Raw genomic sequence first — 25,875 nt, forward strand, 5'->3', positions numbered from 1 at the left:
AGTTACTCTCCTCTTAGAAGCCCAAACTTGATAAAAGATCATCAACTTCATCTTGATCAGATACAACATCATTACGCGATTCTTTATCAATGATAGGGCCTTCAGGACCTGCTAAAGTTTGTGTGGCAACTGGTTCTTTTATTTTTTGTTGTTCTACTTTATTCGCGGTGCTGTTAGTGTCGTCTTGTTCAGCAAACGCAGTTAAAAGATGCAGTAAACTTTCTTCTACTTCCCTAACAAGTTCAATAACACGGCGAATAACTTGACCTGTTAAGTCTTGATAGTCTTGAGCCATTAGTACATTTGTCATTAAGCTTTGAAGCTCATCAGTCTTATGATGAGAGTTGTTCATAAACTTATCGATGCTATGGCAAAGTTGCTTAAACTCACCAAGCTCAATCTCGCGGCTCATTAAACGATCCCATGTCGGTTTGATATGAGATATTTCGTCCGCTAACTGTTGGGCTATAGGAAGACTCGCTTCCACTGCATCCATTGTTTTATTAGCCGCATTTTCTGTCATTTCTATAACATAATTAAGCCGCTTTTTAGCATCTGGAATCGCATCTGTCGTTATATCAGTTAAGCGAGTATCAAGCTCAAAACTTTTAAGGGCTTCGTGCAGTTGACGAGTCAACTTTCCAACTTCAGCAAATAATTCAGATTGCTCTTTAGAAGCAGCCTCTAAAATCAACTGATTTGCTTTGTCTTGCTCATCATTTTCTAAAAAAACAACGAGCTGACGAGCTTGTTCTAACGTTATTTGAGGCGCAGCTGGTGCTGGCATAAGCCTCTCCCCCATCATTAGCCTAAGCGTTCAAATACTTTTTCTAATTTAGTTTTTAATGTTCCAGCCGTAAATGGCTTAACAATATAACCATTCACGCCAGCTTGCGCCGCAGCTATTATTTGTTCTTTTTTAGCTTCTGCCGTTACCATTAATACAGGGATATGTTTTAACTTCTCGTCTGCACGTATTGCTCTTAAAAGATCAATACCCTGCATTCCAGGCATATTCCAATCCGTGACTACAAAATCAAACACTTGATTTTGCAACATAGGCAAAGCTGTAGACCCATCATCAGCTTCTTGAACGTTAGTGAAACCTAAGTCACGTAACAGGTTTTTTATAATGCGTCTCATCGTTGAAAAATCATCAACTACAAGAATTTTCATGTTTTTATCCAAAACATCCCCCAGTGAGGTATTAACCTTTGTTTACTTACTACTAATTTATCCAGTCATTGATTTTAGCTTTAAGCTTAATCATCGCCTGACCATGTATCTGACTTACACGCGATTCACTTACATCGAGTATATGTCCTATTTCTTTTAAATTCATTTCATCGTTGTAGTACAAAGAAAGCACCATTGCATCACGCTCTGGTAATGACTTAATTGCACTTAGCAAAGACTCATTAAACCTATCATTTTTAACATTATTAAAAGGTTTATCTTGTGCTAAATCTTGGCCTACAGGAGTAATAACATCCTCATCTACACCAAGGTCTTCAATGCCTAATATTTTACTCGTATTCGCATCATCTAAAATATGATGGTACTCATTGAGCGAAATTTCAAGTTTTTCAGCAACTTCTATGTCCGTTGGTTCGCGGTTCAGACTACTTTCTAGCTCAGTAATTGCTTCTGCAACTTGCCTGTTTTTACGGTGAACTGAACGAGGAGCCCAATCACCACGGCGCATTTCATCAAGCATAGCACCGCGAATACGAATACCTGCAAAAGTTTCAAAGCTTGCGCCTTTTGTTGCATCAAAGTTTTTCGAAGCTTCTATTAAGCCTATCATTCCTGATTGAATTAAATCATCAAGTTGAACGCTAGGTGGTAATCGAGCAATTAGATGACATGCCACTTTTTTAACAAGTGATGCATGCTTCTCAACAATCACATTTAAATTTTGTGTTGATTGATATCCCATAGCTCTATTCACCAGTGTTGTCATAATTAACCGTTTACTAGTTTCTCAATGAAAAACTCTAAATGCCCAGATGGTTGGTTGGGTATTGGCCATTTAACTGCTTTTGTTGCCAGCGTTTTAAACGCAAGAGCGGCTGGCGAATTTGGAAAGAGCTCTACTATTACTTTTTGACGACGTGTTGCTTTGCGCATATTTTCATCATAAGGAACCGTTGCTACTAGCTCCATTGATACATCTAAAAAGCGGTCGGTAACTTTAGATAGCTTTGCAAACAATTCAGTGCCTTCACGCATACTGCGCACCATATTGGCAACAATTTTAAATTTATAAACGCCGTGCTCACGACTTAATACTTTAATAAGTGCGTAAGCGTCGGTGATTGATGTCGGCTCATCGCATACAACAACCATTACATCTTGCGCTGCACGCGAGAAGCTCAGTACCATGTCTGAAATACCAGCAGCTGTATCTACAATTAAAATATCAAATTCGGTATTCAATTCGCTAAACGCACGAATTAACCCAGCATGCTCAGATGGTGATAACTCAACCATACTTTGCGAACCCGATGTAGCGGGTACAATTTTAATTCCTGCAGGGCCTTCAACTAAAATTTCATCAAGCTCACATTCACCAGACAAGACATGTGACAAGTTACGCTCTACACGTAAACCAAGCATCACATCACAGTTTGCTAAACCCAAGTCAGCATCCAGCACTAATACTCGATTACCTTGCTGCCCAAGTGCAATAGCTGTATTTAGAGAAACATTTGTTTTCCCTACTCCACCTTTACCACCGGTTACAGCGATAACTTTTACGCCGTTGTTATTGTTTTGACTCATTTTGCGCAGGCCGCTTGCTTGATCTAATACTGTGTTAATCATACATCCCTACTGTGCTTGGCGCCACTGCTTGGTGCCTTGAATGTTGTTCTTTTGTTCTTTTTAAATATAATTGCTCAGCCTTTTTAACTAGTTTCTCAGCATTTGCAACACGAATATCCTCTGGTACTCGTTGACCATTAGTAAGATACCCTATTGGAAGGCGATTTTGAATCGCAATACTAATAATCTCACCCAAACTTAATGATTCGTCTAACTTAGTGAAAATACAGCCACTTAACTGTACTTTTTTAAAGTGACGTACAGTTTCTTGCAATACATTAATTTGTGCTGTCGCGCTAAGTACTAAGTAGCTGCGAATATCTACACGTTGGTTACGCATTAACGTGTTTAATTGCTCAGTTAAACGTAAATCTCGCTGGCTCATACCTGCTGTGTCAATTAATACTAGACGTTTATTTCGTAAATGATATAAAACTTCAGCTAATTCATTAGCATCTTTAACTTGCTTAACACCACAACCAATAATACGACCATACGTTGCAAGTTGTTCATAAGCACCAATTCTGTATGTATCAGTGGTTATTAACGCCACTTTATCGGCACCATATTTTTGTGCGCCTAGAGCTGCAAGCTTAGCAACAGTCGTTGTTTTACCCACACCTGTTGGACCCACTAACGCATATACACCACCTTGGCGAAGTATTTCATTATTGGTTGTTTGCATTTGATCTTCGACCATAGTTAACAATGCTTTCCAACCTTGCTTACGAGACACATCATCAGGTACAAAACATGCCATTTGCTGTGCTACTTCTTTATCGATACCCATACCGACTAAACGGTCAACCATACAAGCGCGTGTTGGATCGCGACGCGCCATATCTTGCTGCATCAAGCCTGATACTTGGTGCTCAAGTAATTGACGAATTGCGTTCATTTCTTCACGCATTGTTGTCATTTCTTCGCTTTCATTATTAGGTGCTTGTTGGCGAGTGGTTACTGGGCTATCTAAATCATCAAAGTCGCGGTCTAAATCATCAAAACCTAAGCTATCCGCTTGAGTTTGTGGACGAACTGGCGCAGCAGCTTCAGGAGCAAACATATTTTTAGTACGCTGCCCCATATCAGGTTCTTGATAGTTATCAGTAGTATCAATACCCGATTGTGAAAACATTGATGCAAGCTCAGGAGAACGAGGACGCGGTGATTGACGCTCTAATAATGCTTGTAGGCTGTCAGCAACCTTTGCTTGAGGCTCAGGCTTGGCACGCTGTGGCTCTGGTTTTACAAAATTATGCATGCTTTGTTGTGGCGCCTGAGTACGCGGCTCTGCAGGGCGTTGTGGTTGCGCTGCTACTTTAGGGGCTGCTTTGTCATAATCAACTGCCGCTACAATTTCTACACCGTTAGCCAGTTTTTTATTTGACATAATAACCGCATCAACACCTAACTCATCTTTAACTTCTTTAAGTGCTGTGCGCATATCTTTAGCAAAAAAACGTTTAATTTTCATGATTCAACCCCTGTTAAAATCTTATTGTTGGCCTACCGAGCTTACAATTTTGATCTGTCTTTCGTCTGGTACCTCTTGATAAGACATCACTCTCAATCCTGGAATGGTGTACTTAACAAAACGAGATAACACAGTGCGTAACATTCCTGACGTTAGCAATATAGAAGGTTCGCCGGCCATTTCTTGATTTTGATGCGCTTGTGTCAATGACACTTGAAGTCGCTCTGCAAGTCCTGGCTCAATACCGGCACCTTCATCGCCTGCATTTTGTAATGACTGATGCAACATCTGTTCCAACTCAGGTGCCAAGGTTATGACAGGGATTTCTGATGACATTCCCACCGCATCTTGAACAATTAATCTACGCAGTGAAATACGCACTGCAGCCGTTAATACATCAGGGTCTTGACTACGTGGGCCATACTCAACAAGGGTTTGAACAATTGAGCGCATATCGCGAATAGCCACGCCTTCATTTAATAAATTTTGTAGTACTTTTACAATAACAGTTAATGGCAATACATCAGGTACTAGTCCTTCCACTAAGCGAGGATGGCTTTTAGCAAGCATATCAAGTAGGTTTTGAACTTCTTCATGCCCTAGTAATAACGCTGCACTGTTAGTTAATAACTGGCTAATATGAGTGGCAACTACCGTGGCTGAATCTACAACGGTATAACCTAGTGATTGTGCTTCATCTTTTTGATCTGGCTTGATCCATACTGCATCAAGGCCAAACGCAGGATCTTTTGTTTCAACCCCTTTAATTGGACCAAATACTTGTCCTGGGTTAATCGCTAGCTCGTCGCCATGCTTAAGCTCGCTTTCACCGGTTGAAACCCCCATTAGTGTTATTCTGTAAGCGTTAGGGTCAAGCTCTAAGTTGTCGCGTATATGTACCGGCGGCACTAAAAAACCAAGCTCTTGAGAAAGCTTTTTACGCACCCCCTTAATACGATTAAGTAGCTCACCACCTTGTGATTGGTCCACTAACGGAATTAATCTATAACCGACTTCTAAGCCAATTACATCAACCTGCTGAACGTCATCCCAGCCTAGTTCTTTTTGTTCTTGTTTATTAGCAACACCCGTTGCAACGCTTCCGCCATTAGCGGCCTCTTCAGCTTCTGCCGCAGCAGCTTTTAATTTACTTTGCTGTGTGTAGTAAGCTAAGTAACCCAGTAACGCACCTAAACTTAAAAAAGCAATATGCGGCATACCAGGCACTAAGCCCATGATGATCAAAATACCAGATGCAATAAAGAGTGACTTTTCGTTGCCTAGTTGTTTCTTAAATTGGTCCCCCATATTGAGCGACTCATTTTGGCGTGTTACAACAATCGCGGTACCAATTGAAAGCAGTAAAGAAGGGAGTTGAGCAACTAAGCCATCGCCAATGGTAAGTAATGTATATACTTCCATTGCATTGCCAAAACTCAAATTGTGCTGGATCATACCGACAAATAAACCACCAACAATATTGATGATTAGTATAACAATACCTGCAATCGCATCACCTTTTACAAATTTACTCGCACCATCCATTGAGCCGTAAAAATCAGCTTCGCGAGTTACTTCCTCACGACGGTCACGCGCTTGTTCTGCGCTGATAAAGCCTGCGTTCAAATCGGCGTCAATTGCCATCTGTTTACCCGGCATTGCATCAAGGGTGAAACGCGCAGATACCTCAGAAATACGACCAGCACCTTTAGTAATTACTACAAAGTTAATAATGATCAGGATTAAAAACACAACCAAACCAACAGCGTAGTTACCACCAATAACAACTGAGCCAAACGCTTCAATTACTTTACCGGCAGAGTCACCACCATTATGGCCTTCAAGTAATACAACTCGAGTACTGGCAACGTTAAGTGCTAAGCGCATAATTGTAGCGATTAGTAATACAGAGGGGAAAATACCAAATTCAACTGGCTTCATCGTGTAAACAGTTACAAGTAAAACCACTAACGCGAGAGCAATATTAAACGAGAAAAGGATATCGAGTAAAAATGGCGGTAGTGGTAAAATCACCATTCCCAAGGCAGCAAGCACAAGCAAAGGTGTACCTACCCCTTTGGCATAGTCTTTTTTGTCTCTGTTAAGTTGTTGTAATACCGCTTTAAAACTCATAATTCTACAATTTCAAAAAATTGACACTACGTAGAATTTGCAATAACTATTCCAAGTTACTCAGTTAACGGTTTAATACTTGTAGGCATCGGGGATTGGCAGCTTTTTATTGAGCTTAGTTGGACGTTTTCCGCGCCCTTTATTAAAGCGCTTAAGCTGAAATACATACGCTAAAACTTGCGCTACTGCGGTAAATAGCTGATCGGGTATTTGCTCCCCTACTTCAGCCGTATGATAAAGCGCTCGGGTCAACATGGGGGATTCTAATATAGGTACTTCATTCCCTATCGCTACTTTTCGAATTTGCATCGCCATTTCATCAATGCCTTTAGCAAGCACTATAGGCGCACCTGCGCGCTCCGTGTCGTATTTTAATGCTACAGAGTAGTGAGTTGGGTTGGTAACAATAACATCAGCGTCAGGAACATCTTGCATCATGCGGTTTTGCGACATTTGCCTTTGTGTTTGCCTAATGCGCGCTTTTATTTGTGGGTCACCTTCAGAGTTTTTATACTCATCTTTAATTTCTTGCATTGTCATTTTAAGTTGTTTGTTATGGTTGTAACTTTGAAATGGTGCATCAATGGCGGCAATAACAATTAAAGTGCACGAAAGGCCTAAAAACATCCACCCTAAAATCTCTAAGGCATGAATAATATTACCCGGCGCACTTTCTAAACTTAAATGCAGTATTTCATCAAAATAAGTATTAATTAAAAACACAGCAAAACTTGCAACCAAACCAAATTTTAAGAGTGACTTTACAAGCTCAATAGCCGCTTGTGGACCAAACATCCGCTTAAAGCCTTTCATTGGCGACATTTTACTTGCTTTAGGTGCAGCAGCTTCCCAGCTAAAATTAAAACCACCGAGTAACGTATTACCAATAAATGCAGCCAAAACGATAATTAACACAAACATAGCCATAGGAAACATCAACGCGTCTGCAACCTCTCCCCACACGGCAAACATTTTAGTGGTATCAAAGGCTTCGTTGCGGTTTAAGCTAAGGGTTCGGCCCATTACATTGTATAAACCTTTACCAATTTCTGGCCCATACATCAAAAGCGATATAGCCGAAAAAATAAGTACAAACATAGTACCTAGCTCTTTTGAGCGCGCTATTTGGCCTTTCTTTTTAGATTCTTCAAGCTTTTTGGATGTGGGTTCTTCTGTTTTTTCTTGTCCTGAGTCTTCAGACATGACTTTCTCCTAAGGTGAGCAACCAACTAAAGTACACATTAGCTCAACCATTTTTAACCATTGAAACTCAAACTGAGTAACAAAGTTACCTAGTGTCGCCCAAATAATAATAAGCCCCGCTACCAAGGTAAACGGAAAACCAATAGAGAAAATATTTAATTGCGGTGCTGCACGCGTCATAATACCAAACGACATATTAATAACGAGCATCGCGGTAAGCGGTGCAAGTGAGAGTACAAGTGCTGTAGTAAACATCCAGCCACCCCAGGTCACTATGTCCCAGTAATGATCTACAGACCACCATGTGCCATCAATGGGTAGCACTTGAAAACTATGCACCACCATTTGAATCATCATTAAATGACCGTTAAAAGCAAAAAATAACAAGGTGGCCAAAATAAGGAAAAACTGACCAACCGCTGGGACGCTTGCGCCATTAGAGGGGTCAATAACCGAAGCAAAACCTAAACCGGTTTGCATCGCGAGTATTTGCCCTGCTAACACAAAAGTATTTAATAAAAGTATAGATGCAAAACCAATAGCAACACCAATCAGCATTTGTTGAATAACGACTAAAATCATCTCAAACGAAAATAAATTAGTGAATGTAGCGGGCGGCAGAACAGGAACAACAAGAAAAGTTACAACAACTGATAACCCCATTTTTATACGCGTAGGGACATTTTTAGCACCTAAACCAGCCATAATCATAATCATTGAGCTAATGCGTACCAGGGGCAGCAAAAAATCGCTCAACCATTGAATAACGACAGCAAAGGGGTATTCCACGTTTAACCTGCAATTTCAGGAATAAGTAATACTAGGCGAGTAAAAAAATCCATTAGTTCTTGAGTAAGCCAGTGCCCACCTACAATAAGCGCACTAATGGTAATTAATAAACGAGGTAAAAAGCTCAACGTTTGTTCATTGATTGATGTTGCCGCCTGAAATACAGCAACCACTAAACCAATAATTAAGCCTGGGACTACAATTGCAGACACCAATTTAATAACTAAAAACAGCGCGTCACTTAGAATATCAACAAAAATTTCCGGTTCCATGTTGTACTCCTATTGTTGGGTCATGTTAATGCTTTGCATACTAAGTCCCTAAACCAAAGCTTTTAGCTAGAGTCCCCATCACTAAGCTCCAACCATCAACAAGTACAAACAGCATAATTTTAAACGGTAAGGACACTATCATGGGGGAAAGCATCATCATACCCATCGCCATTAATACCGAAGCGACCACTAAATCAACAATTAAAAATGGGATAAAAAACATAAACCCAATTATAAATGCCGTTTGCAGTTCGCTGGTTACAAAGGCCGGTATTAACACTATTAATGGCGTATCTTGTGGCGAATTTAGCTGATCGTAACCAGCAATTTTAGCGAACGTTTCTAAATCTTTTAAACGCACCTGTGAAAGCATAAATGCTTTCATTGGCTCTTTAGCAAGCTCTAAAGCCTCTACTGATGTAACCTGCTCATTTAAGTAAGGCTCTATAGCTCGCTCGTTTACCTGCTGATAAATAGGCGCCATTATAAAAATACTTAAAAAAAGTGACATGCCTAATAACACTTGGTTTGACGGTGTTTGCTGTAAGCCAATTGCTTGGCGCAAAATGGCGAGTACAACAATAATTCGTGTAAAAGAGGTCATCATAATTATGGCGGCCGGTATAAAACTCAGCGCCGTCATAATTGCTAAAACTTGTAACGTTACTGAGTAATCTTGTGTGCCATCAGCGTTTGTTGTAATAGTAAGGGCATCAATTCCTTCTGCACTTACATTTGGTACAAACACCATGGCAAAAATAATAAGCAGCCACTTTGTCATAGGTTTAATTCTTTTTATTTTGGTTTGATTGCGGGTTTAAAAATTTACCAAATCGTTTAGCGAGTTCAGGCAGTTCTTTTTCACTTAATGGGGTTTCTAACTTGTGTAAATAATTAATACTGTGGGGAGTTACACCAAGCAAATGCTGAGCATTATCTATCTCAACAACCATTAAACGCTCACGAGAACCTAAAGGTAGACTTCTAACTACTTTAAACTCATCACTATTTGCTAAATTAGGGTTAAGCTTTTTAACAAAAAATGCCAGTACAATAATCAGTACTAGCACCATTACAAGCGACAGCACCATAGAGAGTATATCCCCAGTTGGTGTTGCCACATCTGCTTTTGAAAAAACGGTAGTCGTTAAAGCAACTAATAAGCTCATCGTAATTTTTTGATCCGCTCTACTTGGCTTATCACGTCAGTTAAGCGAATACCAAATTTGTCGTTTACTACAACTACTTCACCATGAGCGATTAAAGTACCATTAACTAGTACGTCTAGCGGCTCACCCGCAACACGGTCAAGCTCAACAACAGAGCCTTGATTAAGTTGCAGTAGGTTACGAATATTGATTTTAGAGCGCCCTACTTCCATTGAAATAGTAACGGGAATATCTAAAATAGTGTCGAGTTTTCGTTTTTCATCACCACTCATTTCGTGTTTTGAATCACTTAACTCATCAAGCTCTGCAACATGTGCTTCGCCACTATCATCTGGACCTTCGGCTTCTGCTAATGCTGCTGCCCATTCATCCATTGTGTCTTGATCATCGCTCATACTTTTAACCTTTTAATCAATTACCAGTCTAAGTCTACACCGTCAGAGAGGTGTAAATCATCTTCTAGTTCTGCTAATTCTGCATCTGAGTCAATTTTCTTGCCGCCTTTGGTAAATACATGCAGCTCAGATTTAACTGAATCAGGTCGTTTAATTTTTTCACTAATTTGAAGCGCAACATTATCGCGAGAGCGACCCATCTTGGCTCTAAATGTAGGGAGTTCCTCAACAAATACGGTTATATGCTCAGGCATTTCAACCGGAATAATATCACCTGCTTTTAATTCCATAATTTGCTTTAAGGTCAAATCAACTTCAAGTAACTGAGTCGACATATCAACCTCAACATCCATTATTTCATCGCGAAGTGCTTTGCTCCAACGTAAGTCGGTATCCTCTGTATCAGATTGAACACCTGCATCTAAAAGCTCTCGGATTGGCTCAAGCATCGAATACGGAAGTGCAATATGAAAATCGCCGCCACCGCCATCAAGCTCAATATGAAAAGAGCTAATAACCACAACCTCTGTTGGACTTACAATATTCGCCATAGCTGGGTTTACTTCTGAATCGAGATATTCAAACGATACATCCATAACCGGTGCCCATGCTTCTTTATAATCTTCAAAGATTATTTTAAGGAGCATTTGTACAATCCGGCGCTCTGTTGGGGTAAATTCTCGGCCCTCTATTTTTGCATGATAACGCCCGTCACCACCAAAAAAGTTATCTACCAAAATAAACACAAGTCGTGCTTCCATGGTAATCAGGCCAGTGCCTTTTAAAGGTCTAAAACGCACCATATTTAAGCTGGTTGGAACAAATAAAGTATGAATATACTCGCCAAACTTAATCATTTGCACGCCGTTAATAGACACCTCTGCGGTGCGGCGCATCATGTTAAATAGGCTAATTCGCATATGACGAGCAAAGCGTTCGTTAACAATTTCCAGCGTCGGCATACGACCACGCACGATCCGATCTTGCGAAGAAAAATCGTACTGAAGCGTACCTCCCCCGCCATCTTCACCGTCGTGTATATCTTCCTCTTCAACGTCATCAACGCCATGTAATAGCGCATCAATTTCGTCTTGGGATAATAAATCGCTCACGCTAACCCCTTATTGCATTACAAAGCCGGTAAACAATACCCGCTCAATTACTTTGCTGCCTTCAACATCATTTAAAGCCGCTTGGACTTTTTCAAGTGCAGAAAAACGAAGTGTTTCTTTACCCGTACTCGTACTTAACTCATCGGCTGTTGTAGTAGAAAACACACTTAATAGCGTACCTTCTATTAATGGAATGTGTTTTTTGGCTGTTTCTTCATTTACTTCGCCACGTACTAATAATTGTACTTTAATTTGTACAATCCTGTCGCGACTTGAGCCAGGCACGTTAAATACAAATGGGCGTGGCATTGACACATATAAAGCACTGCCTATTTCAGCTGAATCACCAAATCCGGTTGACAGATCTGCAGAGATTCCCGCTTCTTCATCTAAGGTTTCAACTGGCGCATCCGAACCCGACATAAAAAAGTAACCCGCAGCACCGCCTGCAATAAGTAGTACAGCTACTATGATTATTATTAGTTTCTTTTTATTTTTACCGGTTTCTTCAATTTCTAAACTTGTTTCTTCAGCCATCATGATTCCTTTAATCGCAAAGGTACTTGCTTGTTTTAGTTATTATAATAGCAGTACTTAGGCATAGTAATCTATTGATGATGAAGTTTGTTGTCGAGAACTTTGGGCAGTGTTATTTGCTTGCTCGTCGTTTTCATCATTAACTGACTTATTATTAGCCAAATTACCTTGGGCTCCACTCTCACTTTGCTCAGCAGTTTCACCACCTGATTGGCCATAAGAAATAGTGCTTTCACCAAGCTCTAATCCTTGTTGCGCTAGCATTTCACGTAAGCGCGGCATTGATTGTTCAAGTGCTTCTTTGGCTTGCTGGTTTTGTACTACAAAGTTTATATGTGCTTGTTCTGCATCGCTACGAATACGTATTTGCATACTGCCCATTTCGGGAGGATCGAGGCGAATTTCTGCTTCTTTATTATTAATGCTCAGCATTGAGCTAACGCGCTCTTGCAGTAATTTAGCTGCATCACTTTTAACAATATTAATTGCCTGCATTACACCAGGATCAATACTTACTTGCTTAACTTGCGATGTACTTTGTGATTGTTGAGTTTGTATTATTTGGGTATCAAGTAAGTTCTGCTCGTAATTTAATGAGTCGTATTGGCTTAATGTGCTCACTTGGTGAGTATTTAAAGCAGCTGTAATTTGCGTAAATACTTGTGCTACACGTGCAGGCGTTTGTTCTGCCGTTGTTTTTCTAAGCCCATCTTTTTGTAACTCTTCAAGTGATTTTAATAAATCATCACGCTTAGCTGAGGTTGCTACAGCTTTATTTAAATCAGCCCCTTCATTTGTCGGTGTCTTTAAGCTTAACTTTTGTGGATTATATACTGTATTAGGAGTCTCTAACGCTACAAACGTTTTTGAGTCGGTCTTAGCGGTATCGGCAAGTCCTATTTCAATTGAAGCTTTTAATTCATTAACTGTTTGCTTAAGCACTGCCAATTGCTCGCCTTTAGGCTGCTCTGTTTTAATATAAGCGTTTAATTGCGTTAATAAGCTTTGTTTTTCAGTTGTATTAAGTGAATTGATTTCTGCGCTAAAAGAGTGTTTAGCTACGCTACCCTGTGCTTCTTCATTATCAGTAATAAATTGCGCAAACATTTGCTTAAGATTTGAAGTGTTACTAGTTGCGTTACTGGCTGAATCAGTATTTTCTAATACTTTAACTTGCGCGTTAAGTTGTGAGCGCTGTTCAGGCGTTAAACTAGCAATAACATTATTAGCTTTAATTAAGCTTGCATCTTTAGCAATTAACGTATCTATTGCTGCGCCTTTTTCAATCTCAGATGTCTGTGAACTTACTTGTATCGCTTCTGATTCAGTTAAAGGAGGTGTCTCTACAGATGCAGCTGCTGGCGTAGGTACTGGTGTTGGCAACACTATATTTTTTAAGTTTTTATCAACGGGTTTCCCTTGAGCTAACTGCTCCTTTAAATCCATTGAAACTAATTCAGCATCATCAACTATGGGCCCAATGCTGTCATCGGGCTTTTTATTTATAGAATTTAATGGCCCTTCAATAGCTTCAGCAACACCACTTTTACGATGCTTGCCTTCATTTAATGGTAACGAATTTAAAGGTGGGGTGCTAAAGTTATCGCTTTTTGAATCAGTTAATTTAGCCGTTTTAGAGTCTACATTAGTGGCAATTGGATTTTGCACTACATTCGCTGTATTCGCTTCATCAGTTGATACTTCACTACTTGTATTAGTTGATGCAATTCCTGGTGTGCTTTTTAACTCTGTATTTTCTGATTCTGTATTCTCTGTTTGTGTAGCTTCTGGCTCTGCATTTTCTGATTCTAAACTGTTAGTTGCATCGGACGGCTTATTGACCGAAGTGCTCATTGCTTGTGCTGAATTAATTTGATCAAGCATCTCAACAGACACAAAAGTAACTTCGTCCGTTGTTACTTCATCTAGCTTTACGCTCAGATTTTCATTTTCTTCTGGCTGTTTATGCTTAGGTATGGCAATCGAATTTTCGGCATCGGGATTTTTATTGCCTTTAAGCAATGGCTCCATAGAGTTATGCGCTTCGTTTAACTGACTTAAAAATTCATCGCCTAAATTTCCTTCGCCATTAGCTAAGCTATTGTCTTTAAAAGCTAACAGTGAATCTTTTTCAGAAGAAACTAAAAACGAAATGTTATTCATCGCCATAAATCACCTAATACCATTACGGCAATATGCCACCGCATACCGCCAAAAGTTAAATACCACTAAGTAACAAAGCAATTAACGTGCCTGAATTACAAAGCTTTCCGACGTTGCAAAAACTGATTAGCTGAAAACTCATCTAACATTTTTTGCTCGTTTTTAGCCATTAATGCATTTGCTTTGAGTTTTTGATTCTCGATTAATTTAGCAACTGCTTTAGCTTTAATTTGCTGCTTAAGCCATAGCGTTTTACGTTGAGTAACAACTTGCTTAGCGGTATTTACTGTACTTGCTTGTTGGCGAATTGCCTCTTCAATTTTAGCTATAAAAGCATGGTACTGACCAAACCCTGCACTAGATAAACCCGACTTACCTTTTAGGTGTAACTGCTGAGAGTATTCAAGTCTAAAGTTATTTAAACCTTGCAGCTTTTGTTGATTTGCTTGCAAATTTTGATTGGCTTGTAAGTAACTCATGCGCAAATTTTCTTCTTTATCATTTTCAATTTTGAGCAATAAATCGAGTTTATTTTTAGCCATTATGCTTGTCCTAGTAACTGAGCAAGACCTTGCAGACCATCATCGTAACTAATGACATCTCGCATACCTTGTTGTAAAAATGTATTCACTCTTGGCATCATATTTATGGCTTGGTCGAGCATTTGATCGGTCCCTTTTTGATAAGCACCTAAAGTAATCATATCTTTGTTTTGTTGATACATTGAATAAACTTGCTTAAGTACACGGGCTTGTTGCATGTGTGGTTCAGAAACGACTTGAGGCATAACACGCGAAATCGATTTTTCTATATCTATAGCGGGATAGTGCCCGCTGTCGGCTAAATCACGCGATAATACAATGTGGCCATCTAAAATAGCTCGCGCTGCATCAGCAATAGGGTCTTGCATATCATCGCCTTCACTCAACACCGTAAAAAAGGCGGTAATTGAACCTTGCCCTTCACCGCCATTACCAGCACGTTCCACCAGCGCAGGTAATTTAGCAAACACCGAAGGCGGATAACCCTTTGTAGCAGGCGGCTCGCCTACAGCAAGTGCAATTTCACGTTGCGCCATTGCATAACGCGTTACCGAATCGAGTAACAATAATACGTTTAAACCCTGATCTCTAAAATACTCTGCAATAGTTACGGCGCTCTCACAGCCTTTTAAACGCATAAGCGGTGATGAATCAGCGGGCGCTGCGACAACAACTGAACGTTTGCGCCCCTCTACACCGAGTATTTCTTCAATAAATTCTTTTACTTCGCGACCACGCTCCCCCACTAAGCCAACAACAATTACATCGGCTTCGCTACCTCGGGTCATCATACCGAGAAGTACTGATTTACCCACACCTGAGCCTGCAAACAAGCCCATGCGCTGGCCTTGCCCTACTGTAATAACCGAGTTAATAGCACGTACACCTACATCCATAGGCTTAGTGATTGGTCTTCTTGAAAGCGGGTTTATAGTATTTTGCGCAAACTTTAAATGATGCTCAGCATTAATTTTACCAAGGCCATCTAGCGGTCGCCCTAAGCCATCAACCACGCGCCCTAGTAAACTCATCCCTACAGGTAAACCTAAGTTATTAACTTGAGGAATTACACGCGCACCAGGAAGTACACCAGAGATATGATCATTAGGCATTAAATACAACGTTTGATCGTTAAAACCGACTATTTCGGCGTCTACAAAGCCGTTCATAGTTTCTATTTTACATTGGCTACCAACGGGAGCACGTAAACCTCTAGCCTCAAGGGTAAGGCCAACAACACGCGTTAAAATACCTGCCACAGCAGGCGCTGGGGTTTTAATATGTTGTTGATATTGAGATAAGCGTTCGCTTAAAGGTGCACGTTGAGTTGACATAACACGCCAATAAAATAGTTAGATACCACTATTATGCAAAAAACTATCCAACGTTTCTTTGACACGTGTTTTAAGGGTCATATCGAGTGATGATTGCGCTGTTTTAACTTCACAGCCACCACGCTCAAGAGTGGGCTCTGCCATTAATTGCCAGTTATTATCAATAATAGTTTGTTCACCGTAACTCTCTTTTATGAGCTCTAAATCTTCGGGGTTTAAATGAATTCGTACTTTTTCTTGCTCGGCATTAAGAGAATCTATACTTTGCTTTAACGTATGTAAAATCACATCAGGCGATGTTTTTACTTCTTGATAAATAACAGCTTCCGCTAACATACTAGCAAGTTGTACTAATTGCTTTTCAGCTTGTTCATCGACTTTATCTAGCGGTGCAGTAAGTCCCTCTAAAATAGTTTTTAAACTTGTTAACTGCTCTTCAATTAATGGTTTTACGTCATCAAGGCCTTTGGTTTTACCTTGCTCTAAGCCTTCTTTGTAGCCAGCCTCTTTGCCTTCGCCAACGCCTTTTTCAAAACCATCTATGTAGCCTTGCTCATGACCTTGCTTGAGGCCTTCTTCGTAGGCGTCTTGCCTAATGCGTTCAAGCTCAACCATAGTAAGCGCAGGCAATTCTGGTTCTTGTGGCTCATCAATTGGCATTTCTTCAGCTAATTCTTTTTTATACAGATCACTAAGCGGTGTACCGTAAGCTGTAGAGCGATTGCCAAAGCTGCTCTCATCTGGTGCTACATCTGGAATAGCCCAGTTTTTTAATAATTCATCTGCTTCATCAGCCCGAAGTGTGCGCCCTTTGAGTTTGCTCATGGTTTACAAGAACTCCTCGCCACCGCCGCCGCCCAGCTGAATTTCACCTGAGTCAGATAAACGACGCGCTGTTGATAAAATCTCTTTTTGCGCCGCTTCTACTTCACTTATACGAACAGGTGCCATAGCTTCTAAATCATCAGCAAGCATTTCGGCTGCACGCTTAGACATATTGCCCAGTATCTTATCTTTAAGGGCATCGTCGGTGCCTTTAATTGCTTTCATTAATACGTCTTGTTGTACTTCTCGCAGGATTGCTTGAATACCACGGTCTTCAACATCCATTAAGTTTTCAAACACAAACATTAAGTCTTGAATTTGCTGCGACATCTCTTCGTCATGCTCACGAATAGAGTCCATTAACTGCCCTTCTACATTGGTATCTAGGTAGTTCATTATATCTGCAGCTGCTTTTAAGCCACCCATTTTAGCGGCTTGTGCACCTGCTTGGCCGGCAAATTGTTTTTCCATAATTTCGTTTAGCTCTTGCAGTGCTGCTGGCTGAACTTCTTCAAGGTTTGCAATACGCATTGTTAAATCTAAACGCACTTTTTCAGGGAACTGAGCAATAATCTCAGCTGACTGTTCTGGCTCTAAATACGATAATACAATGGTTTGAATTTGCGGATGCTCATTACGAATAATGTTTGCTACCTGCTTAGAGTCCATCCATTTTAATGAATCCAAGCCTTTAGCACCTGAGCCCATAACAATTTGGTCAATAAGGCTAGCGGCTTTGTCTTCACCAAGTGCTGCTGTAAGCGCTTTTTTAATAAAGTCTTCTGATTGAAAACCAATGGTACTAAAGCTTTGAATTTGTTCTATAAACAAGTTGTGTACAGCGCTAATTTTAGCTTGAGATAAATCCTGTAGCCCAGCCATTGCCATACCCACTTTTTGCACCTGTTTAGGTTCTAAGTGTTTAAGGATTTGCGCGGCATCTTCTTCTGATAAACTCAAAAGTAATATAGCGGCTTTATCTACCCCATCTAGCTTATCAACATCAAAGGCTGGCGGGAGTTGTTTTTGTTCTTGATCAGTCATCTTCTGTTAACCACGCTTTCACTACTTGTGATGATAGTTCTGGTTCGTTAGCTACAAGGGCACGAATTGCTTTGAGTAAATCTTCGTCGCCATGTAAATCCGGTAACTGCAGTGTACCATCACTTGAGAAACCAACCGAAGCAGAATCAAAGTCTTTATTTAGCATATCAAGTGTATTGTCGCCAATATCTACGCCTGAACTTAATGCATCTTCGTCGTATTCTTCTAGTGTATCGTCTGGGTAAATTAAGCGCTTAAGCATTGGTTTTACTACTGCCATTATCAATACAATGATAACTAAGGCGCCTAGTACAAGGCGGGCTATTTTCATAAACCAGTCTTGTTCCCACAGTGGCACTTCTATTGCTAAATTTGTTGCTTCACGTACAAACGGCACTGTTACTACTTCAAGTGCATCACCACGTTGCATATCAAAACCTACACCACCTTGTAGTAAGCGACGAATATTTGACAATGCCTCTACCGAGCGCGGGGCCATAGTTGTTTCGCCGTTTTCTCCCACTTTAGGGACGTAGTCAACAGCAACTGACACACTTATTCTGCGTATTACACCACTTTGCTGGCGCTTGTGAGAAATAGTTGTATCGAGTTCATAATTACGTGTTGCTTCTTTATGGCTACGTGTTGGTGACGTAGCTGTGCCTGCGCCGCCTTGTCCTGCAACTTCAGGGATGTTTGAGTTTAGCGGTGGCTGATTTGTAAGCGCACCAGGAATACCAACAGCTAAACCACCAATGTTATTTTCTTCAAATGTGGTTTCGCTTCTAACCGCTGGTAGGTCTGGGTTATAACGCTTTTGAGTTTCCTCAACTGAGCTAAAGTCCATGCTCAAATCAACTTGAGCTGTATAGTTTGCAAGCCCAACAACCGGTATTAAAATACTGTCTATTTTTTCAAGGTACTCTTGTTCGCGCTTGCGTTCTAAATCGTATTCTTTACGAGAGCGTGCTGCTAATGAGCTTTGCGAACCTGAATTTAATAATCGACCATTTTGGTCAGTAACCGTAACACGTGCAGGCTCTAAGCCTTGTACTGCTGAAGCAATCATATCAACAACAGAGTCTACTTCTTCACGGTCAAGTGAGCGGCCACGCTTAAGTGTTAATACAACAGTAGCGGATGGTTTTTTCTCTCTGCGGGCAAATACGTTTTCTTTAGGGATGGCTAACAATACTTTGGCGCGAGTAATGTTATTTAGCTCTTCAATGGTGCGTGCTAATTGCTGTTCACGACCATGTTTTAAACGTTCACGCTCCAAGCGTTGGCTTACACCAAAGCCCATATCTTGCATAATTATGTCGGAGCCAGATGCAGGGCCTTGCTCTAACCCTTCGCGGGTCATTAGCAATTTAATGTTTTGGTATTCGCTTTCATCAACCGATACAACATTGCCATCAAGTTGATATTCAATTTTTTGCGCATCTAAAAAGTCTAATGTTTGAATAAGCTCTTCTGTTTGCATTTTGCCTAACGGACGCATATCTGGCTGACGAGCCCAAATAATAATAAAAATCGCGATAGCTAAACAAATAGCCAATGCTATAACCAATGTTACTTGCCGCAATACATCAACACCACTTAAAGCACTTAAGTAGCCTGACTTTTGTTCTTGTTGATCATCACCACCACTTTGGTCAATACCGCCACCAGCAAGTGCTAGGTCTGTAGATTGGTTAGATTGCGCCACAATAATTCTCCACTACCTAATTAAACAGGCATGTTCATGATTTCTTTATAAGCTTCAACAAGTTTATTACGAACCTGTACTGTAGCCTCAAAAGCAACTGATGATTTTTGAGAAGCAATCATCGCCTCAGCAAGGGATACACTTCGATCCCCCATCTCAACTGCTGTTACTTTTTGCGCGGCATCTTGTTGTAATCCGTGCACTGAATTTATTGCATCACTTAGCATGTCGCCAAATTGTGCTGTAGAAGTAGACTGCACCTGAGTTGGCAGTTTATTAGTTTGATTACTGCGGCCAGCTTCTAAGGCCATTGATTGCATTTCTTGAAATACAGCGCTGTTTTGAATTTTCATAATTTTTCTCTGACGGTGCAGTTAACTCTTAAAGGTAATAAAGCACAAAGCATGCCAAATAAATAAGCCTTTAAATACATATGGTTAATACTTTATTTAGTGAGTCAGAGTTTTGACAACCCTAAATTCGTAGCACGAATTTAGGGTTTAAAGGGAGCTATGCTGGAAGTGAAATACCTAAGTCGCGCATTTGCGCTAGTTTATAACGTAAAGTTCGTGGGCTTATGCCCAACGTTTCGGCAACGTCTTTACGCTTACCTTGGCAACGTGCAAGGGTTTCTAAAATAATGCGGTGCTCTTTGTCTTTAAGCTCATCTTTATAGCTACCGGTATCTGCCGCTAGCAAACCTTGTTTAGGCTCATCCTCAGCATGCGACTTTTCATCATAATATGCAGAGCTTAAAGTGCTTTTATCAACACCTTTGTCTGCATGTGCTAATTCTGTTGGCGATACGGTTTGCGCTGGTGCCAATGATGGCTCCATAACAAAGTTATTAGATACTAAGTTTTCGATAAAAATAGCATGCTCGTTTATTGTATCGCCACTTCGCAGTATAAGTGCACGCTGTATAACGTTATCAAGTTCGCGCACATTACCAGGCCACGCGTGAGCCAGTAACTTTTGCTCGGCAGCTTTATCTAAATACGCCATAGGCTCTTTGCTTTTACTTATATGGCGCTCAATTAAATGCTTAGCCAATACAATAATATCGCCTGGGCGTTGGCACAATGGACGCCACATTAGTGGAAAAACATTAAGCCTGTAATATAAATCTTCTCTAAACTGATTATCTACTACGGCTTCTTTTAAATCGCGATTACTGGTTGCCAAAATACGTACATCGAGCTGAATTGTTTTACGACCCCCTAAACGCTCTACTTCACGCTCTTGCAGTACGCGTAAAAGTTTAGCTTGTAGCCCTAAGTCCATCTCAGTAATTTCATCAAGTAAAATAGTGCCGCCCTGTGCTTGCTCAAACTTACCCGGACATGCTTGAATCGCGCCCGTAAAAGCTCCTTTTTCGTAACCAAATAACGTGGCTTCGAGCATATTTTCAGGAATAGCCGCGCAGTTAATCGCCACAAATGGCTCATTACATCGGCTCGACTTATCATGAATATAACGCGCAAGTACTTCCTTACCTGAACCACTTGGGCCAAGTACCATTACACTTGCATCAGAGCGTGCTACTTTACTTGCAAGCTCCAATAATTGAATACTAGTTGGGTCGGCAACAATAGGTCCGTCGGTTTCTTTTGCTTTTTCAGGCAAATAACGGCTCACCATATTTAACAGCACTTCAGGTGCAAATGGTTTAGCCATGTAGTCAATTGCACCTAGGCGCATGGCTTCTACCGCATCGTCAATTGTGGCGTACGCCGTCATCATCAATACAGGTAAATCAGGGTGGTTTAATTTAATACTACGTAGTAAATCCAGTCCACTCATTGCGCCCATTTGCACGTCGCTTACAACAAGCGAAAATTGATCTTTTTTAAGCAGTAACATTGCTTGCTCAGCACTGCTCGCTGCAACACATTCAATACCCGACATTTCAAGGGTATCTATTAAGGCTTCACGAAGCCCTGCGTCATCTTCGACAACTAAAATAGTGTTACTCATAATGACCCCTCTAATTTAGATGTTGCCTTAATAGGCAGTAACAAGCTAAAGCAGGCACCACCCTGCGTATTATTAGTCACATCAACACGGCCTTGGTGCGCACTAGCCACCGAACTCACTACAGCAAGCCCTAAACCTGTGCCCTGACTTTTTGTAGTAAAAAATGGTTCAAAAATTTTGTCGCTTTGGCTTAAATCAACACCTGGGCCATTGTCGCTCACACTAATACGAACCATATCTAAATCTTTTAAATCTCTTTGTGCGCTAATTTTTACTTTTGCGCCGCCGCCAATAACTTGAATACTATTGTGCACAAGATTTTGAATAGCACTGGCCAATGCCGTTTTATTACCAACTATTTGTATATCTGGCTCTGGTAAGCTTACATCCAGTTCACTTTCATTAAGTGCGACCATCGCATCGGCACCTGCTTTAACTTCGGTTAAAAGCTGCTGCATTGAAACTTGCTCAACAACTTGCTGATCGCCACTTTTAGCAAATAACAGCATGTCGTTTACTTGAGTTTCTAAATCTTTTAAACGCGACATTAACTTTGTTTGAAAGTTATCGCGAGATGCTTCGGGTAAGCGCTTTGATCCTAAATTAGCAGCGTACAGCATAGCGGCTGAGAGCGGCGTACGGACTTGATGCGCTAATGATGCAACCATTTTACCCAGCGCGCTTAATCGCTGCATATGTGCAACACGTTTTTGTAAGCGGCGGGTTTCGGTTAAATCCGTCATTAAAATAAGTTGCCCAGGCTCTGGTGCCAAAGCGGTAATATCAAGCTTTATTAGGCGCCCGTCCTTTAAAGACACTTCATGGCCATCATCTTGATGTGGCCTAAAAGAGCGCTGAATAACATTAAACCAGCGTTCGCCTTCAAGTGGCTCGCCAAGCATATCTATCGCTATTTGATTCGCTTTTGCAATCAACCCTTTGCCATCAAGTACAACCACACCTGCTGGCATAGTATCAACCAAGTGCGAAAGCCAACTTGCTTGCTTGCGCAGATCGCTTAATTCACCAATGTACTCCTCTTGAAGTAAACATGGGTTATACTGATTTGCAGAAAAAAACTGTGGTTTAAGCACGCTAGCAAGGGCCATAATCAAATCTCGAATTGGTGTAGATACATGTCTAAATGCACGATTTATACCAAAATTTATTTACATACTTATCATTAAGTTACATCAATAATTTGAGCGACATAAAAATGACGCACACAAAAAGGAATAATAATGAGTGAGCAAATAAAGTGCCGTTGCCCGTGGCTCGACACCACTAAACCCGACTACGTTATTTACCATGATGAAGAATGGGGCGTCCCTCTTTATGATGATACAAAGCTGTTTGAATTTATCACTCTTGAATCAGCGCAAGCCGGCTTAAGCTGGTACACAATTTTAAAAAAGCGTAGCGGTTACAAAAAAGCATTTGCTAATTTTGATGTAGATAAAGTGGCACAATTCACACAAGATGACATTGAGAGACTAATGCTTGATGAGGGTATTGTGCGAAATCGCTTAAAAATTGCGGCAACCGTCAACAACGCAAAGCGCTTTATAGAAATACAAAAAGAATTTGGAAGTTTTAGTAACTACCAATGGCAGTTTGTGGGTAATAAACCGATTATAAGTAATTTAAATAACGTTGAAGACTACCCAGCAATTACAGAAGCATCAACTGCATTCGCTAAAGATTTAAAAAAACGGGGTTTTAAGTTTTTAGGCCCTACAACGGTTTACGCTCAGATGCAGGCCTGCGGTATGGTTAACGATCACAGTAATGATTGTTTTAGAAAAGAAGAAATTATTGAGGCTTTTAGTAGTAAGTGATTAAAAGCCATAAAAGTGTTCTGTTCACAAAGAGGGTAAGAGACGCTTCGCTTTAGAGAAGTAACGTGTAAGTTAACTATGGTTTCTCATTTGCCCTCGTTTTTCTCTTTGTGAAATAACGTTTTATTTAAATGATTAAAAGCTTCGCTTTTCACGCGAGCAAGCTCAGCGTCTACCGCCAAGGTTTAAGTTTGTGTTTATCTTGTAGACGCCAAGCTTGCTTGCGTGACGGGCAAAGCCCGTAAAGTAACTACTCACAAATGGAAAATAATAAAAACATTTCATCCTTTATGGATGGCTAATCTCTTGAAAGATTATACTTTTTCATTTTCTCAACGAGTGTGGTTCTGCGAACACCCAATATCTCTGCAGCGCGAGCTACAACATAATCATAGCGCTCTAACGCTTGGGTTATTAAGCTAATTTCAAGCTCTGCTAAATAATCTTTAAGTTCAATACCATCATCAGGCAATAGCCCACTACCCGTTTGGCTAAACTCAGCGTCTGGCTCACTTTCGTAATCACTAAAGCCTGTGCTAAATATGTCGTTAAAGGCATCTTTTTCCATTAACTCTTCAGGGTATTCTGGCTCGTAGGCTTCAACTTCAATGTAACGATATTTGTTAGGTAAATCGGGAATGTCAACCACTTTTTCAGGAAACATAATAACCATACGTTCCACTAAGTTAGCAAGCTCACGAATATTACCAGGCCAAGCATGTTCTTTTAAGCTCTCAACTGCGCGCTCTGTAAACTTAGCGGTAGAACCTGTTTGGTCGTTAACACGGCGCATTAACTCTTTTAAAAGCAGCGGAATATCATCAGCACGTTCACTCAGCGATGGGTTTTCGATAGGAAATACATTTAAGCGGTAATATAAATCTTCCCTAAAACTACCCTCTTCAATCATTGTTTCAAGATTACGATGTGTGGCTGCAATAACGCGTACATCAGCTTGGATAGCCTTTGTACCACCAACTCGTTCATAGCTTCGCTCTTGCAATACTCGTAGCAACTTTACTTGCATTTGCAGTGGCATATCGCCTATTTCATCTAAAAATAGCGTCCCGCCTTGAGCTAGTTCAAACCGCCCTTTACGAGCCGATATAGCACCAGTAAACGCGCCTTTTTCGTGGCCAAATAGTTCACTTTCGAGCAGCTCTGCCGGAATAGCACCACAGTTAACAGGTACAAACGGTCCATTAATACGCTTTGAAAGCAAATGTACATTACGGGCAACCACTTCTTTACCAGTGCCTGATTCGCCTAAAATTAAAACATTGGCATCGGTTTTTGCCACTTGTTCAATTAAAAAGCGAACATCTTTAACCGCATCGGTTTCACCAACAAGTCCATCAAAAATTTTATGTGGTTTTGTATGCTTATGCTCATTAGGCAACATGCGCTGATACTGCTGGCAATCGTGAAGTAACTGCGTTGTCACTTCGTGATTAAATGGCTCGCAAATAAGCCCCACCACATTAGCTATACTTAATAGGGGTTTTAGCGTTTCGCCAATTAATAAAAACGGTAATGTTGGATAGCGTTTAATTAAGCTTTCGTGGTCAAGTGATTGCAATGCTCCTAAAATGATCATGCATTCTTGCTGATGATATTTTTTGCATTCTTGTTCAAAGCAGTCTTCGCTTAATAGTTGAGCAGCTTCACCAATAAAGCCAAGTGAAGCATTTAATCCTATTGCGCGGTTGTTATTATTATCTAAAATCAAGATCATATTTAGCGAGCCGTACTTTCACTAATTTGTATAATTAGTTAAATTGTAAGCCAGTTCAGCATGGATGCAAGCAATAGCGGCAGTTTTTTGACATAAACGCCAAAAAACAGACGGGCTAGTTAAGTCAATCATACTTAATAGTTAATCATTAAGTATGGGTTATAGTTTTAACTTAGTTATTACTTAGCCATTACTTAACTATTACCTAACTATAACTTAGCCCTAAAAATTAATTTACTCGGCAATAAAAATGCTATTGTTAGTAAATAAACTCAATTATAAATTTAAGTTGAAGTTACAAATGCCGATACATAAATAAGTGAAAATGCTTGGCATTAATATTGCCTTGTATTAGCTTTCACATAATTTTATTGTTTTAAATTTTAGGATTTTCCATGGCTCACATCTCAGTAAAAAAATACGGTCAAGTTCGTGCTAGTAGTATTGCCGAAATGACTCCTTACGAACAAATAAACCTTATATTTAGTAATATTATCGGCCGTTTAGCAGCTACAAAAGGGTTTATTGAGCGCAAAGAAATAGCAAAAAAAGGGGAAAATATTTCGGCCTGTGTTTTATTATTTGGTGCCCTGCAAGACGCACTTAATTTAGAAGTAGAACAAGACCCTAGTATTTCTAATAATTTATTGGCGCTTTACGATTACTGCCAACGCCGTTTAACGCAAGCGAACATAAACAACGATATTGAAGCAATTACTGAAGTATCAAGTATTGTTAAAGAAATTAAAGAAGGGTGGGATAACATCCCGCTAGATCAACGAAGCCCTGCGGTTTAATT

At 40.3% G+C, this 25,875-nt stretch carries 26 protein-coding genes; 2 read left to right on the forward strand and 24 right to left on the reverse strand.

The window, feature by feature from the left end; translation table 11 throughout:
* Positions 1-13: 13 nt before the first annotated feature.
* The 23 genes from I6F10_RS05805 to I6F10_RS05915 all read right to left on the reverse strand — a co-directional run bounded on the left by I6F10_RS05805 (position 14) and on the right by I6F10_RS05915 (position 22,612).
* Positions 14-787, reverse strand: coding sequence for a protein phosphatase CheZ (locus I6F10_RS05805; RefSeq protein ID WP_149602298.1), 774 nt, complete (start codon positions 785-787; stop codon positions 14-16).
* Positions 788-804: 17 nt separating this feature from the next.
* Positions 805-1,188: a chemotaxis response regulator CheY gene (gene cheY / locus I6F10_RS05810; RefSeq protein ID WP_004588308.1), complete on the reverse strand. Its 384-nt coding sequence runs from the start codon at positions 1,186-1,188 to the stop codon at positions 805-807.
* Positions 1,189-1,228: 40 nt separating this feature from the next.
* The gene (locus tag I6F10_RS05815; protein ID WP_197098631.1) at positions 1,229-1,939 is read right to left on the reverse strand and encodes an RNA polymerase sigma factor FliA; all 711 of its coding nucleotides are present in this window, start codon (positions 1,937-1,939) and stop codon (positions 1,229-1,231) included.
* Between the two features lie 26 nt (positions 1,940-1,965).
* Positions 1,966-2,826, reverse strand: a complete 861-nt coding sequence (locus I6F10_RS05820) for a MinD/ParA family ATP-binding protein (protein ID WP_002959312.1) — start codon at positions 2,824-2,826, stop codon at positions 1,966-1,968.
* Positions 2,819-4,300, reverse strand: coding sequence for a flagellar biosynthesis protein FlhF (gene flhF / locus I6F10_RS05825; protein WP_182692825.1), 1,482 nt, complete (start codon positions 4,298-4,300; stop codon positions 2,819-2,821). The genes I6F10_RS05820 and flhF overlap by 8 nt, the downstream gene beginning before the upstream one ends.
* Before the next feature lie 21 nt (positions 4,301-4,321).
* Complete coding sequence (flhA, locus tag I6F10_RS05830) at positions 4,322-6,433, reverse strand: flagellar biosynthesis protein FlhA (RefSeq protein ID WP_182748762.1); 2,112 nt, start codon at positions 6,431-6,433, stop codon at positions 4,322-4,324.
* Between the two features lie 72 nt (positions 6,434-6,505).
* Positions 6,506-7,636, reverse strand: coding sequence for a flagellar biosynthesis protein FlhB (gene flhB, locus I6F10_RS05835; protein ID WP_024596365.1), 1,131 nt, complete (start codon positions 7,634-7,636; stop codon positions 6,506-6,508).
* 9 nt (positions 7,637-7,645) lie between these two features.
* Positions 7,646-8,425, reverse strand: coding sequence for a flagellar biosynthetic protein FliR (fliR, locus tag I6F10_RS05840; protein WP_024596364.1), 780 nt, complete (start codon positions 8,423-8,425; stop codon positions 7,646-7,648).
* Between the two features lie 2 nt (positions 8,426-8,427).
* A complete protein-coding gene (fliQ, locus tag I6F10_RS05845; RefSeq protein ID WP_002959325.1) occupies positions 8,428-8,697 on the reverse strand; it encodes a flagellar biosynthesis protein FliQ in 270 nt (89 codons plus the stop codon).
* 40 nt (positions 8,698-8,737) lie between these two features.
* A complete protein-coding gene (gene fliP, locus I6F10_RS05850) occupies positions 8,738-9,478 on the reverse strand; it encodes a flagellar type III secretion system pore protein FliP (protein WP_002959327.1) in 741 nt (246 codons plus the stop codon).
* A gap of 4 nt (positions 9,479-9,482) precedes the next feature.
* Positions 9,483-9,866 (reverse strand): flagellar biosynthetic protein FliO, encoded by a 384-nt coding sequence (gene fliO, locus I6F10_RS05855; RefSeq protein WP_197098591.1) that lies wholly within the window; start codon positions 9,864-9,866, stop codon positions 9,483-9,485.
* Complete coding sequence (gene fliN, locus I6F10_RS05860; protein ID WP_002959332.1) at positions 9,863-10,261, reverse strand: flagellar motor switch protein FliN; 399 nt, start codon at positions 10,259-10,261, stop codon at positions 9,863-9,865. Before fliN ends, fliO begins: the two co-directional genes overlap by 4 nt.
* 20 nt (positions 10,262-10,281) lie before the next feature.
* A complete protein-coding gene (gene fliM / locus I6F10_RS05865; RefSeq protein ID WP_197098592.1) occupies positions 10,282-11,373 on the reverse strand; it encodes a flagellar motor switch protein FliM in 1,092 nt (363 codons plus the stop codon).
* Positions 11,374-11,382: 9 nt separating this feature from the next.
* A complete protein-coding gene (fliL, locus tag I6F10_RS05870; protein WP_197098593.1) occupies positions 11,383-11,910 on the reverse strand; it encodes a flagellar basal body-associated protein FliL in 528 nt (175 codons plus the stop codon).
* A 57-nt stretch (positions 11,911-11,967) separates the two neighbouring features.
* Positions 11,968-14,079, reverse strand: a complete 2,112-nt coding sequence (locus I6F10_RS05875) for a flagellar hook-length control protein FliK (RefSeq protein WP_197098594.1) — start codon at positions 14,077-14,079, stop codon at positions 11,968-11,970.
* 89 nt (positions 14,080-14,168) lie between these two features.
* The gene (gene fliJ / locus I6F10_RS05880) at positions 14,169-14,615 is read right to left on the reverse strand and encodes a flagellar export protein FliJ (RefSeq protein ID WP_197098595.1); all 447 of its coding nucleotides are present in this window, start codon (positions 14,613-14,615) and stop codon (positions 14,169-14,171) included.
* Positions 14,615-15,949, reverse strand: a complete 1,335-nt coding sequence (gene fliI / locus I6F10_RS05885) for a flagellar protein export ATPase FliI (RefSeq protein ID WP_197098596.1) — start codon at positions 15,947-15,949, stop codon at positions 14,615-14,617. The genes fliJ and fliI overlap by 1 nt, the downstream gene beginning before the upstream one ends.
* 18 nt (positions 15,950-15,967) lie before the next feature.
* Positions 15,968-16,774, reverse strand: coding sequence for a flagellar assembly protein FliH (fliH, locus tag I6F10_RS05890; protein WP_002959339.1), 807 nt, complete (start codon positions 16,772-16,774; stop codon positions 15,968-15,970).
* A 3-nt stretch (positions 16,775-16,777) separates the two neighbouring features.
* The gene (gene fliG, locus I6F10_RS05895; protein WP_007581881.1) at positions 16,778-17,818 is read right to left on the reverse strand and encodes a flagellar motor switch protein FliG; all 1,041 of its coding nucleotides are present in this window, start codon (positions 17,816-17,818) and stop codon (positions 16,778-16,780) included.
* Positions 17,811-19,526, reverse strand: coding sequence for a flagellar basal-body MS-ring/collar protein FliF (fliF, locus tag I6F10_RS05900; protein WP_182769532.1), 1,716 nt, complete (start codon positions 19,524-19,526; stop codon positions 17,811-17,813). The genes fliG and fliF overlap by 8 nt, the downstream gene beginning before the upstream one ends.
* Positions 19,527-19,546: 20 nt before the next feature.
* A complete protein-coding gene (gene fliE / locus I6F10_RS05905) occupies positions 19,547-19,879 on the reverse strand; it encodes a flagellar hook-basal body complex protein FliE (protein ID WP_197098597.1) in 333 nt (110 codons plus the stop codon).
* Positions 19,880-20,036: 157 nt separating this feature from the next.
* Positions 20,037-21,503, reverse strand: a complete 1,467-nt coding sequence (locus tag I6F10_RS05910) for a sigma-54-dependent transcriptional regulator (RefSeq protein WP_154903544.1) — start codon at positions 21,501-21,503, stop codon at positions 20,037-20,039.
* The gene (locus I6F10_RS05915) at positions 21,500-22,612 is read right to left on the reverse strand and encodes a sensor histidine kinase (RefSeq protein ID WP_007581877.1); all 1,113 of its coding nucleotides are present in this window, start codon (positions 22,610-22,612) and stop codon (positions 21,500-21,502) included. The genes I6F10_RS05910 and I6F10_RS05915 overlap by 4 nt, the downstream gene beginning before the upstream one ends.
* Before the next feature lie 132 nt (positions 22,613-22,744).
* Here I6F10_RS05915 and I6F10_RS05920 point away from each other — a divergent pair, with 132 nt between their 5' ends.
* Complete coding sequence (locus tag I6F10_RS05920) at positions 22,745-23,341, forward strand: DNA-3-methyladenine glycosylase I (RefSeq protein WP_197098598.1); 597 nt, start codon at positions 22,745-22,747, stop codon at positions 23,339-23,341.
* Between the two features lie 298 nt (positions 23,342-23,639).
* Here I6F10_RS05920 and I6F10_RS05925 read toward each other — a convergent pair whose 3' ends face one another.
* Entirely contained in the window at positions 23,640-25,076 is a 1,437-nt protein-coding gene (locus tag I6F10_RS05925) for a sigma-54 dependent transcriptional regulator (protein ID WP_197098599.1), read from the reverse strand.
* A gap of 395 nt (positions 25,077-25,471) precedes the next feature.
* On the opposite strand from I6F10_RS05925, the gene fliS reads away from it, so the two are divergent.
* On the forward strand, positions 25,472-25,873 hold the full coding sequence (gene fliS, locus I6F10_RS05930) for a flagellar export chaperone FliS (RefSeq protein WP_197098600.1): 402 nt from the start codon (positions 25,472-25,474) through the stop codon (positions 25,871-25,873).
* Positions 25,874-25,875: the final 2 nt, after the last annotated feature.

The sequence above is a fragment of the Pseudoalteromonas sp. SWYJZ98 genome (assembly GCF_015864495.1).
In the GTDB taxonomy this organism is placed as follows: Bacteria; Pseudomonadota; Gammaproteobacteria; order Enterobacterales; family Alteromonadaceae; genus Pseudoalteromonas; species Pseudoalteromonas distincta.

What these genes read in the sequence shown, in the direction of transcription:
- fliH (WP_002959339.1), bottom strand. Translation starts at nt 16,774, where the DNA reads ATGAGCAAACTCAAAGGGCGCACACTTCGGGCTGATGAAGCAGATGAA.
- fliS (WP_197098600.1), top strand. Translation starts at nt 25,472, where the DNA reads ATGGCTCACATCTCAGTAAAAAAATACGGTCAAGTTCGTGCTAGTAGT.
- fliN (WP_002959332.1), bottom strand. Translation starts at nt 10,261, where the DNA reads ATGAGCGATGATCAAGACACAATGGATGAATGGGCAGCAGCATTAGCA.
- fliL (WP_197098593.1), bottom strand. Translation starts at nt 11,910, where the DNA reads ATGGCTGAAGAAACAAGTTTAGAAATTGAAGAAACCGGTAAAAATAAA.
- I6F10_RS05925 (WP_197098599.1), bottom strand. Translation starts at nt 25,076, where the DNA reads ATGATCTTGATTTTAGATAATAATAACAACCGCGCAATAGGATTAAAT.
- I6F10_RS05910 (WP_154903544.1), bottom strand. Translation starts at nt 21,503, where the DNA reads ATGAGTAACACTATTTTAGTTGTCGAAGATGACGCAGGGCTTCGTGAA.
- fliI (WP_197098596.1), bottom strand. Translation starts at nt 15,949, where the DNA reads ATGTCAACTCAACGTGCACCTTTAAGCGAACGCTTATCTCAATATCAA.
- flhF (WP_182692825.1), bottom strand. Translation starts at nt 4,300, where the DNA reads ATGAAAATTAAACGTTTTTTTGCTAAAGATATGCGCACAGCACTTAAA.
- fliQ (WP_002959325.1), bottom strand. Translation starts at nt 8,697, where the DNA reads ATGGAACCGGAAATTTTTGTTGATATTCTAAGTGACGCGCTGTTTTTA.
- fliP (WP_002959327.1), bottom strand. Translation starts at nt 9,478, where the DNA reads ATGACAAAGTGGCTGCTTATTATTTTTGCCATGGTGTTTGTACCAAAT.
- I6F10_RS05875 (WP_197098594.1), bottom strand. Translation starts at nt 14,079, where the DNA reads ATGGCGATGAATAACATTTCGTTTTTAGTTTCTTCTGAAAAAGATTCA.
- I6F10_RS05915 (WP_007581877.1), bottom strand. Translation starts at nt 22,612, where the DNA reads ATGGCCCTTGCTAGCGTGCTTAAACCACAGTTTTTTTCTGCAAATCAG.
- flhA (WP_182748762.1), bottom strand. Translation starts at nt 6,433, where the DNA reads ATGAGTTTTAAAGCGGTATTACAACAACTTAACAGAGACAAAAAAGAC.
- I6F10_RS05815 (WP_197098631.1), bottom strand. Translation starts at nt 1,939, where the DNA reads ATGGGATATCAATCAACACAAAATTTAAATGTGATTGTTGAGAAGCAT.
- I6F10_RS05820 (WP_002959312.1), bottom strand. Translation starts at nt 2,826, where the DNA reads ATGATTAACACAGTATTAGATCAAGCAAGCGGCCTGCGCAAAATGAGT.
- I6F10_RS05805 (WP_149602298.1), bottom strand. Translation starts at nt 787, where the DNA reads ATGCCAGCACCAGCTGCGCCTCAAATAACGTTAGAACAAGCTCGTCAG.
- fliE (WP_197098597.1), bottom strand. Translation starts at nt 19,879, where the DNA reads ATGAAAATTCAAAACAGCGCTGTATTTCAAGAAATGCAATCAATGGCC.
- fliJ (WP_197098595.1), bottom strand. Translation starts at nt 14,615, where the DNA reads ATGGCTAAAAATAAACTCGATTTATTGCTCAAAATTGAAAATGATAAA.
- fliG (WP_007581881.1), bottom strand. Translation starts at nt 17,818, where the DNA reads ATGACTGATCAAGAACAAAAACAACTCCCGCCAGCCTTTGATGTTGAT.
- I6F10_RS05920 (WP_197098598.1), top strand. Translation starts at nt 22,745, where the DNA reads ATGAGTGAGCAAATAAAGTGCCGTTGCCCGTGGCTCGACACCACTAAA.
- flhB (WP_024596365.1), bottom strand. Translation starts at nt 7,636, where the DNA reads ATGTCTGAAGACTCAGGACAAGAAAAAACAGAAGAACCCACATCCAAA.
- fliO (WP_197098591.1), bottom strand. Translation starts at nt 9,866, where the DNA reads ATGAGCTTATTAGTTGCTTTAACGACTACCGTTTTTTCAAAAGCAGAT.